Annotated in this window: 11 protein-coding genes and 1 other annotated feature; of the genes, 10 read left to right on the top strand and 1 reads right to left on the bottom strand. The window is 46.4% G+C overall.

The window, feature by feature from the left end; genetic code table 11:
- From QZL69_RS12090 to QZL69_RS12055, 8 genes are all read left to right on the top strand, one after another.
- Positions 1-437 (top strand): DNA polymerase (locus tag QZL69_RS12090; RefSeq protein ID WP_291519589.1); only part of this gene is annotated, 437 nt, incomplete at its 5' end.
- Position 438: 1 nt separating this feature from the next.
- Positions 439-1,029 carry a dephospho-CoA kinase gene (gene coaE, locus QZL69_RS12085; RefSeq protein WP_022215460.1) on the top strand — a complete coding sequence of 197 codons (591 nt, stop codon included), beginning with the start codon at positions 439-441 and terminating at the stop codon, positions 1,027-1,029.
- The gene (locus QZL69_RS12080) at positions 1,026-1,823 is read left to right on the top strand and encodes an MBL fold metallo-hydrolase (RefSeq protein ID WP_022215459.1); all 798 of its coding nucleotides are present in this window, start codon (positions 1,026-1,028) and stop codon (positions 1,821-1,823) included. Before coaE ends, QZL69_RS12080 begins: the two co-directional genes overlap by 4 nt.
- A gap of 17 nt (positions 1,824-1,840) precedes the next feature.
- The gene (locus QZL69_RS12075) at positions 1,841-2,113 is read left to right on the top strand and encodes an ACT domain-containing protein (protein ID WP_022215458.1); all 273 of its coding nucleotides are present in this window, start codon (positions 1,841-1,843) and stop codon (positions 2,111-2,113) included.
- A gap of 34 nt (positions 2,114-2,147) precedes the next feature.
- Positions 2,148-3,512, top strand: a complete 1,365-nt coding sequence (locus QZL69_RS12070; protein ID WP_022215457.1) for a PFL family protein — start codon at positions 2,148-2,150, stop codon at positions 3,510-3,512.
- A 96-nt stretch (positions 3,513-3,608) separates the two neighbouring features.
- Positions 3,609-3,856: a binding site (T-box leader), on the top strand.
- 69 nt (positions 3,857-3,925) lie between these two features.
- Positions 3,926-4,951 (top strand): ABC transporter substrate-binding protein, encoded by a 1,026-nt coding sequence (locus QZL69_RS12065; protein ID WP_022215456.1) that lies wholly within the window; start codon positions 3,926-3,928, stop codon positions 4,949-4,951.
- A gap of 71 nt (positions 4,952-5,022) precedes the next feature.
- Positions 5,023-5,934 (top strand): ABC transporter permease, encoded by a 912-nt coding sequence (locus QZL69_RS12060; protein WP_118252424.1) that lies wholly within the window; start codon positions 5,023-5,025, stop codon positions 5,932-5,934.
- Positions 5,935-5,936: 2 nt separating this feature from the next.
- Entirely contained in the window at positions 5,937-6,725 is a 789-nt protein-coding gene (locus QZL69_RS12055) for an ABC transporter ATP-binding protein (RefSeq protein WP_022215454.1), read from the top strand.
- 83 nt (positions 6,726-6,808) lie between these two features.
- Here QZL69_RS12055 and QZL69_RS12050 read toward each other — a convergent pair whose 3' ends face one another.
- Complete coding sequence (locus tag QZL69_RS12050; RefSeq protein ID WP_022215453.1) at positions 6,809-8,137, bottom strand: tRNA(Met) cytidine acetate ligase; 1,329 nt, start codon at positions 8,135-8,137, stop codon at positions 6,809-6,811.
- A 158-nt stretch (positions 8,138-8,295) separates the two neighbouring features.
- On the opposite strand from QZL69_RS12050, the gene QZL69_RS12045 reads away from it, so the two are divergent.
- On the top strand, positions 8,296-9,213 hold the full coding sequence (locus QZL69_RS12045; RefSeq protein ID WP_022215452.1) for a hypothetical protein: 918 nt from the start codon (positions 8,296-8,298) through the stop codon (positions 9,211-9,213).
- Between the two features lie 177 nt (positions 9,214-9,390).
- Positions 9,391-9,715, top strand: a 325-nt coding sequence (locus QZL69_RS12040; protein WP_291519581.1) for a phosphate acyltransferase, incomplete at its 3' end; no start/stop codon positions are given.

The raw sequence follows: 9,715 nt of genomic DNA, 5'->3' as shown, positions 1-9,715 counted from the left end.
CGGCTGCCTATATCGAGAAATATTTTGAGACTTATCCAAAGATCAAGGGATTTCTGGATGAACTCGTTGCGACGGGCAAAGAAAAAGGCTATGTGTCCACCATGCTCGGACGCCGCCGTCCGGTACCGGAACTGAAATCCAGTAATTTCATGCAGAGGTCTTTTGGCGAACGAGTGGCGATGAACTCTCCGATCCAGGGAAGTGCGGCAGATATCATCAAGATTGCGATGAACCGCGTCTATGAGAGGATGAAACAGGAAGGACTGGAGTCAAGGCTTGTCCTTCAGGTACACGATGAGCTTCTGATCGAGACAAAGAAAGAAGAGATCGAAACCGTTTCAAAGATTCTGGAAGAAGAAATGAAGGGTGCTGCACATCTCTCCGTGGAGCTTGAGATCGACATGCACGAAGGCAAAAACTGGTATGAGGCAAAATAAAATGAAGATCATAGGAATCACTGGCGGGGTCGGTGCCGGCAAGAGCACCGTCCTTGACCATCTCGAAAAACAATACAATGCCTGTGTGCTCCAGGCGGACAAGATCGGTCATCTTGTCATGGAGCCGGGCGGCATCTGCTATGGGCAGGTGATTGCATTATTTGGAAAACAAATCATAAAAAATGATAAAACCATTGACCGGAAGATGGTTTCTGATGTAGTATTTGCCCATGAAGAAATGCGGCAGAAACTGGATGATATCATCCATCCGGCTGTAAAAAGCTATATTCTGGATAAGATCGAAGAACAAAAAAAGGCAGGCTGTACGCTCATGATAGTGGAGGCTGCACTTCTTCTGGAAGATCATTATGATGCATTTTGTGACGAAGTATGGTATATTCATACAGACCAGGAAATCCGGATCGAACGTCTGATGAGCAGCCGCGGCTACACAAGAGAGAAAGCCGAAAACATCATCGCACGTCAGGCAACGGAAGGATTTTTCCGGGAACATGCGGATTATATCATACAGAATAATGGAGATCTGGACGAAACATGGCGTCAGATCGAAGAAGGGATCAGGGCATTATGAGATTTTGCAGTATTGCAAGCGGCAGCAGCGGAAATTGTATTTACATAGGATCTGAGCAGACACATATGCTGGTGGATATCGGGATCAGCGGGAAGAAGATGGAGGCAGGGCTTAACAGCATTGACCTTACCGGACGCGACCTGGACGGGATCCTGATCACCCATGAGCATTCTGATCACATCAAGGGACTTGGAGTGATCGCGCGCAGATACGGACTTCCGGTCTATGCGACGGAAGGGACAATAGATGCAATGCTGGAGAGCGGATCCCTGGGAAAACTTCCTGAGGGGATCTTTCATGAGATTCGAGAGGATGAAGCTTTTCATGTCAAAGATCTGACCATCAATCCGTTTGGCATCCCCCACGATGCGGCACAGCCTGTTGGCTACCGCGTGGAATGTGGAGACAGCTCCGTAGGGATCGCGACGGATCTTGGTAAATATGATGAGTATATTGTCGAAAATCTTCAGAATCTGGATGCCCTTCTTCTGGAAGCAAACCATGATATCCGGATGCTTCAGGTAGGCAGATACCCTTATTACCTGAAACAGAGGATCCTGGGTGACAGAGGGCATCTGTCCAACGAAAATGCAGGCAGGCTTCTGTGCCGTCTCCTCCATGACAACATGAAGGCAATTTTTCTTGGACATTTGAGCAGGGAAAATAATTACGAAGAACTTGCTTACGAGACTGTATGTTCAGAGGTAACACTGGGAGACAACCCTTACAAATCAAAAGATTTCAGAATTCAGGTAGCGCACAGAGATTTTGCTTCTGAGGCAGTTACCGTATAAGAGAAAGGGAGAAAGTCATGAAAAAAACAATCATTACAGTAGTAGGAAATGACACCGTAGGAATCATTGCAAAGGTATGTACCTATCTTGCAGACAACAACGTAAACATTCTGGATATTTCCCAGACTATCGTACAGGGGTATTTTAACATGATGATGATTGCAGACACCAGCGGTTCAGAGAAGGATGCTGCAACTATTTCAAAGGAACTTTCTGAAATCGGCGACAAGATCGGTGTAGTGATCCGCTGCCAGCATGAAGATATTTTCAATGTAATGCACAGAATCTAAAACCTTGATAAACCTTATACAAAGGAGCACCGACATGATAAATATTTTTGAAGTAAACGAAACAAACAAAATGATCGAGCAGGAAAACCTGGATGTGCGTACCATCACCATGGGAATCAGCCTTCTGGACTGCATCGACAGTGATCTTGACACTATGAACCAGAAAATCTACGACAAGATCACCACAAAGGCAAAAGACCTCGTAGCTACCGGTGATAAGATCGCAACAGAGTTTGGAATCCCGGTTGTAAACAAACGAGTTTCCGTGACACCGATCGCTCTCGTAGGCGGCGTGGCATGTCACTCCACCGAGGATTTCGTATCCGTTGCCAAAACTCTTGACAGAGCTGCCAAGACCATCGGAGTCAACTTCATCGGCGGATATTCTGCACTTGTAAGCAAGGGAATGACACCGGCAGAGGAACTTCTGATCCGTTCTATCCCGCAGGCACTTGCTGTGACAGAACGCGTGTGCAGTTCTGTAAATGTTGGTTCCACCAAGACCGGTATCAACATGGATGCGGTCAAATTAATGGGCGAGATCGTTCTGGAGACAGCAAAAGCTTCCAGAGATCAGGATTCCCTTGGCTGCGCGAAACTGGTCGTATTCTGCAATGCGCCGGATGATAACCCGTTCATGGCAGGAGCTTTCCATGGCGTAACAGAGGCAGACTGCATCATCAACGTTGGTGTCAGCGGCCCTGGCGTTGTCAAGACAGCTCTGGAATCCGTTCGTGGAGCAGACTTCCAGACACTCTGTGAGATGATCAAGAGAACCGCTTTCAAGGTAACACGTGTAGGCCAGCTTGTTGCACAGGAAGCATCCAAACGTCTTGGTGTGCCGTTCGGCATCGTTGACCTTTCCCTGGCTCCGACACCGGCGATCGGCGACAGTGTTGCTGAGATCCTTGAGGAGATCGGTCTTGAGAGAGTAGGAGCACCGGGAACCACAGCAGCTCTTGCACTTTTGAACGACCAGGTCAAGAAGGGCGGCGTTATGGCAGCTCAGGCAGTCGGCGGATTAAGCGGTGCGTTCATTCCGGTCAGCGAGGATCAGGGAATGATCGATTCTGTAAATCTTGGTGCACTGACACTTGAGAAACTCGAAGCTATGACCTGTGTCTGCTCTGTAGGTCTTGATATGATCGCAATCCCAGGAGATACCAAGGCATCTACCATCGCCGGAATCATTGCAGATGAATCTGCGATCGGTATGATCAACCAGAAGACAACAGCAGTCAGAGTGATCCCGGTGATCGGCAAGGGCGTAGGCGAGACCGTAGAGTTTGGCGGACTCCTTGGTTATGCACCGATCATGCCGGTAAACCAGTTCTCCTGTGAGGCATTTGTAGAGAGAGGCGGACGTATCCCGGCTCCGATCCACAGCTTCAAGAACTAAGGCAGGATTAATTGCGATACCTTTGACAGTGAAAAAATCTCGAAGAAGTCAAAAAATGATTGACAGGGAGAATTTCGTGTGGTAAAGTATAAAACAACAAAACCGATGAGGAAGAAGAGTAAATGATCCGGCAACATTCCAGAGAGCAGGTACTGGTGGAAGCCTGTATGAAGCGGATGATCGAATGGCCTTCCGAGGGCAGTCCGAAATTTGAATCCAGAGAGTAGGCACTGACGGGAACCGAACCCGTTATCAATCAGGAGTGTATGTTTGTACATGAGAAAGTGGACGATACGTCAATTTGAGTGGTACCGCGATAATAAGAAATTATTACCGTCTCAAGCATAGCTTGGGACGGTTCTTTTTTTCTCATGGCACATTAAAATGAATGTAGAAAGAGAGAGGAAAAAACAATGAAAAAAAGAATGTTAGTAATCGCAGCAGCAGTAGCAACCAGCATGATGATGGCTTCACCGGTAATGGCGGATGATTTCAAGGTAGGTATCTGCAACTATGTAGATGACGCTTCCCTGAACCAGATCGTAGACAACATCCAGTCCCGCCTTGAGGAGATCGGCGAAGAGAAGGGTGTCACTTTTGATGTATCTTATGATAACTGTAATGCAGATGCCAGCGTTATGGAGCAGATCATCTCTGATTTCCAGGCTGACAATGTAGACCTGATGGTAGGTGTCGCAACACCGGTTGCCATGCGTATGCAGTCCGCAACGGAAGGAACCGATACACCGGTTGTTTTCTCCGCAGTATCTGACCCGGTTGGATCCGGTCTTGTAGAATCTCTGGATGCTCCTGGAGCAAACATTACAGGAACCAGTGATTATCTGGATACGTCTTCCATCATGAAGCTGATCCAGGCACAGAACCCGGATGTAAAGAAGATCGGTCTTCTCTATGATGTAGGACAGGATTCCTCCACAACAGCGATCCAGGAAGCAAAGGATTATCTGGATGAAGAGGGAATCGAATACGTAGAGCGTACCGGAACCACAACAGACGAAGTTCAGCTTGCAGCAGAAGCACTGATCGCAGACGGTGTGGATGCAGTCTTTACACCAACCGACAACACTATCATGACAGCAGAGCTTTCCATCTATGAGAAATTTATTGAAGCGGGGATCCCGCACTACACAGGAGCTGATTCCTTCGCACTGAACGGTGCATTTGTAGGATACGGTGTTGACTATGCAAACCTCGGACAGAAAACAGCAGACATGATCGCTGATATCCTGGTAGATGGTGCAAAACCGGAAGAAACAGCAGTTGAAACATTTGACAACGGTACTGCAACAGTAAATACAGAAACATGTGAAGCTCTCGGACTTGACCTTGAGACCATCAAAAAAGATTTCGAACCTCTCTGCACACAGGTAAACGAGATTACCACAGCAGAAAGCTTCGACGATGTAGAAGCGAAATAAAGTTACTGTGAATGGAAGGAACAGTAACAAATAAAACCTAACTGGAGGAATTCATCGTGACGATTGCAACAATGCTCTCCCTCGGAGAGACTGCCCTGAAGCTCGGACTGATCTGTTCACTGACCGTCCTTGCTCTGTTTCTTAGCTATTCTATGCTGAATGTCTGCGATCTTTCCACTGACGGCTGCTTTACTTTTGGAGCAGCCGTAGGTGCTGTCGTGGCAGTCAGCGGTCATCCGTTCCTGTCTATTCTGGCGGCCATGCTCGCCGGTGTGGGTTCCGGATTTGTGACTGCGATCCTGCAGACGAAGCTTGGCGTTGACAGCCTGCTCGCAGGAATCATCGTAAATACAGCGCTTTATTCTGTGAACATTGCGGTGATGGGAGGTTCTTCCCTCATCAATATGAACAGGACTACGACCGTATTTACCATGATGAAAGATGCGCTTGCAGGTACACCATTGAAGGGAAGAGAGGATATCCTCATTGCTGCGATCGCGGTGATCCTTGTCATCGTATTTCTGGTATTTTTCCTGAAGACAAGACTTGGTCTTGCGATCCGTGCAACCGGAAATAACTCTGATATGGTCAAATCTTCCTCGATCAACCCGGTATTTACAACGATCATCGGACTGTGTGTAGCCAACTCCTTTACCGCACTTTCCGGATGCCTTCTGTCCCAGTCACAGAAATCTGTAGATATCAACATCGGACAGGGAATGGTCACGATCGCACTGGCATCCCTGCTGATCGGAGGCACGATCCTCGGCCGCGGCGGAATCTTTGTAAGAGCCGTAGGAATGGTCCTTGGTTCCTTTATTTTCCGTCTGGTCTATACGATCGCGCTTCGTTTCAACATGCCGGCGTTCATGCTGAAACTCGTATCATCTGTCATCGTTGTCCTTGCGATCTCCGGCCCATATCTTAAGAAACAGTGGCCGCAGATCCGCCGCAGACTAACACACAAAAAAGGAGGCAGATGATCATGTTAAAAATCAGCCATATCTCAAAAACATTTAATCCGGGAACCGTCAATGAGAAAAAAGCGATCACAGATCTTTCACTTGAATTAAAAAAAGGTGATTTTGCAACGATCATCGGTTCCAACGGAGCGGGAAAATCCACTCTTTTTAATGCAATCTGTGGTGACTTTATGACAGATACAGGTGCGATCGAGCTGGACGGCAGAGATATTACTTTCATGCCGCAGCATACACGCGCAAGAGAGATCGGACGTCTTTATCAGGACCCGATGCGTGGAACAGCCCCGGGCATGACAATCGAGGAAAACCTTGCTCTTGCAGCAGGCAAGGGCGGCTGGCTTTCCCATACGACTCGCCAGGAAAAAGAGAGATTCCGAGAGGAATTAAAGAAACTCGACATTGGTCTGGAAGAGCGTATGAGTCATCCGGTAGGACTTCTTTCCGGTGGCCAGAGACAGGCACTTACCCTTCTGATGGCGACGATGAACCCGCCGAAATTACTTCTTCTGGACGAGCATACCGCGGCACTTGACCCGGGAACCGCTGAGAAAGTCCTAAACCTGACAAGACGTATTGTAGAGAAACATCAGCTTACCTGCCTGATGATCACACACAATATGCAGTCAGCGATCGACCTTGGTAACAGGATCCTGATGATGGACTCCGGAAATATCGTGCTTGATATCGGAGGAGAAGAAAAGAAAAATATGACCGTAGATGGTCTGCTTGAGAAATTCAAGACAGGAGCCGGTAAGGCTCTTGATAATGACCGTATCCTTCTGTCAGACTAAAAAATGAGAACCATCACTGATAAAGGAAATCTGCATGCTTGCAGGATTCCAAAGTCAGTGGTGGTCTTTTTTTATGCCTATATTTACAAGATGATAATCTGCTTCTGATATTCATGGATGAATTTTTTGCCGCTTTTCTGGCAGAGTAGTTTTTCATAGAGATTTGAAGCGAAGGTTGTTTCTGCAAGCAGTTTCAATCCAGTCTCATCGAGGAGACTGTCTGCGTCTGCGAGTTTGGTGAGAAGCGGGATCGAGCTGCTGTGTTTGATTTCTTTCAGCAGTGTACTGCTTTCTTTGCGGAAACCGAGGACACGGGCGTAGGGAACAGCCAACGGTACATTCCGGATCTCAAGGATGATATGGAGCAGGGCACGCTGGATCCTGGTCTGGGTAAGTTCCTTCGTCTTGAGGAGAGAAGCAGTCTGAAGGAAACCGCTGATCTCATTTGAGCGGTTCACGATCCTCTCGGCGAGATCTCCGGAGACATCCAGATAATTGCAAAAACTGTCCGCCTTTCCCTTTAATATACAATAAGAAAGAAGTGGGTCAAAGGCATCTTCTGTCAGGTATTCATTCTTCCGCAGGGAAGAGGCAAGGAGAGTGCAGACCTCATCTGGAACCTGCGCGGTGATCCGGGAGATTGTTTCCTGCGTGAGATCGGATTTCAGAAGTTCGCGGATCGCAGAGGCAGACGTGAAGGGAATGTTATCGGCAGTAGTATCTGCAGAAACAGATGCAAAAGGAGCATCTGTGGAAACAGCGGCCGGAATCGTTTCGTGATATCCCATGCCCTGACGTTTCAGGGTGACTGGTTTTATATTGCTTTCAAGCCGCAGAAGTGCCTTGCAATATTCAATTCCAAGAATATTGTTCGGAGAATTCAGGATCTGCGCAATCTGATTCAGGAGCGGAGTCAGCACACCGTCAAAATCATCTCCTGTAAAGTTGCGGGGATTTCTGAAATATTCCATCAGTGCCTGGCTTCTGGCAGCAGGAAAGGACAGTCCTTTTCCCAGAAATTCTTTCAGTAATCGCCGGTATTCTTCTGGTTCCTTTACAAGAATTTCCGCAAGCTCCTGCAAGGCAGAAACGTCACCGTATTCGCTTCCGAAACAAAGTTCATCCACAACATGTAGCCCATCCAGCATGGAAACTCCGCCCATGGCAAAAGCTTCCGCGCTGGCAGTGCTCACCGACACCGGCATTTCAAGCACGAGATCCGCACCACATCGAAGTGCCATCTCAGCCCGCACATGTTTCGAAAGGAGCGCCGGCGTGCCCCTTTGCACATAATCGCCACTCATGGCAACGATCACATAATCTGCCCCCAGTTCTTTTTTGCAGTAATCTATCTGATATTTATGTCCCCTGTGAAACGGATTATACTCCGCAATGATCCCGGTTACTTTCATAATAAAATCCTTTCTGCCCACGGCAAAAGTTATCTGGTTTTTCCTATTGTAGCATACGTAAAAAGACGCGGCAAGCTGATATCATGAAGTGTATTGTAGGCAATGTCACCAAATGATATAATTTGTTTATACAGATAAATCGCAGAAAGGAGACAGACATGAAAAAAAGAATTCTGAAAAAGGCCCGCATACAGTTGCAGATCTGTATTCCTCTTTTATGCATTGGAATTCTCGCAGCAGGTGTGTTGATCGTCAAAAACTTATCCTGGGCAGAAATATCGATGGCCGCCGTTGGTATTTTGATCGGTATATACGGATTGTATGGAATTCTGGATGCCGGAAATTTCTGCATTGCGTATGATGATGAAGAAATCATGGTCAGAGATTTTCGGAGAAAAACAAAAAAATTTTATTATCAGGATCTGGAAGGGTTCTGTTTTCAGAACAATTTTGAGGAGGTCATCCTCTACTTTAAAAACGGCAGGATCGTGCTTGATGATGCGACCGAGGGAAAAGAACGTTTCGTCAAGGTTGCAGAGAGAAAATATACAAAATATCATTGTGGACAAAGAATGCCGGAACTTTGGGAAAGATCCAGGCATACAGTCATTCTTGTCGTGCTTGCCGTTTGGGGTATGTGCATGGCATGTATGGGGATCGCCAGTATACTTCCGCCGAGAGAAGAAACAGAATTTTATGGACAGATTCATGTGGAGCCACTCGAGCAATACGCTGAAGACATAAATTTTTATATGGATGGAAAAGAAATCTATATAGCTGCTTATGAAGATGTTCTGTTGAACAAAGAATTATTTCAGGAAGAACTTCTGGCAGGCAAAAAGTTCAAACTGGAAACAGAGCTGGCAGGAGAAAAAAAGGAGATGTATTATACGGTGCGATATCTGGAAGATGAAGATGGAAATGTGTTTATTTCTTATTATTCCAGCGGAAAAACAAATCTGTTTTATATCTCAGGGCTGGCGGCAGTGATTCTTGCGATGACAGTCTTTATGTGGAGAATAGATGTAAACAAGAAAAAATATGCGAGGATCTACAGATTTTTCTTTAAGGACTGAAAAAGTTCGTGATTTTTCCCCAAATTGCACTTCAAAAAATACCTTTACTTGGAAGAATCTCCCTGTCAACCACTTGAAAAGAGCCAGAACTGGGGGTATAATGAAACTAGCTGTGAGGTCATATTCAGGATTCTCACATGGTCATAAGACCGAAATAACGAAAGGAGCCATTTAATCATGGGATTTGTTGATTTACTCAAAGAAAGAGCCAAAAAAAGCATCAAAACTATCGTACTGCCAGAAACAGAGGACATGAGGACTCTCGAGGCAACTGATAAGATTCTGAAAGAGGGAGTTGCCAAGATCATCCTCATCGGAAACGAAGAAGAAATCAATAAGAAAGCTGCTGAAGGCGGATTCGATATCTCCGGAGCAACAATCGTTGACCCAGAGACATCTGACAAAACTCAGGCTTACATTGACAAATTTGTAGAACTGAGAGCTAAGAAAGGTATGACACCTGAAAAAGCAAAAGAGATCCTTCATACTCAGTACCCATACT

This window comes from Blautia sp. CAG:237 (genome assembly GCF_000436615.1).
Lineage (GTDB): Bacteria > Bacillota > Clostridia > Lachnospirales > Lachnospiraceae > Blautia_A > Blautia_A intestinihominis.
This window is presented reverse-complemented; position numbering and strand designations above follow the sequence as displayed.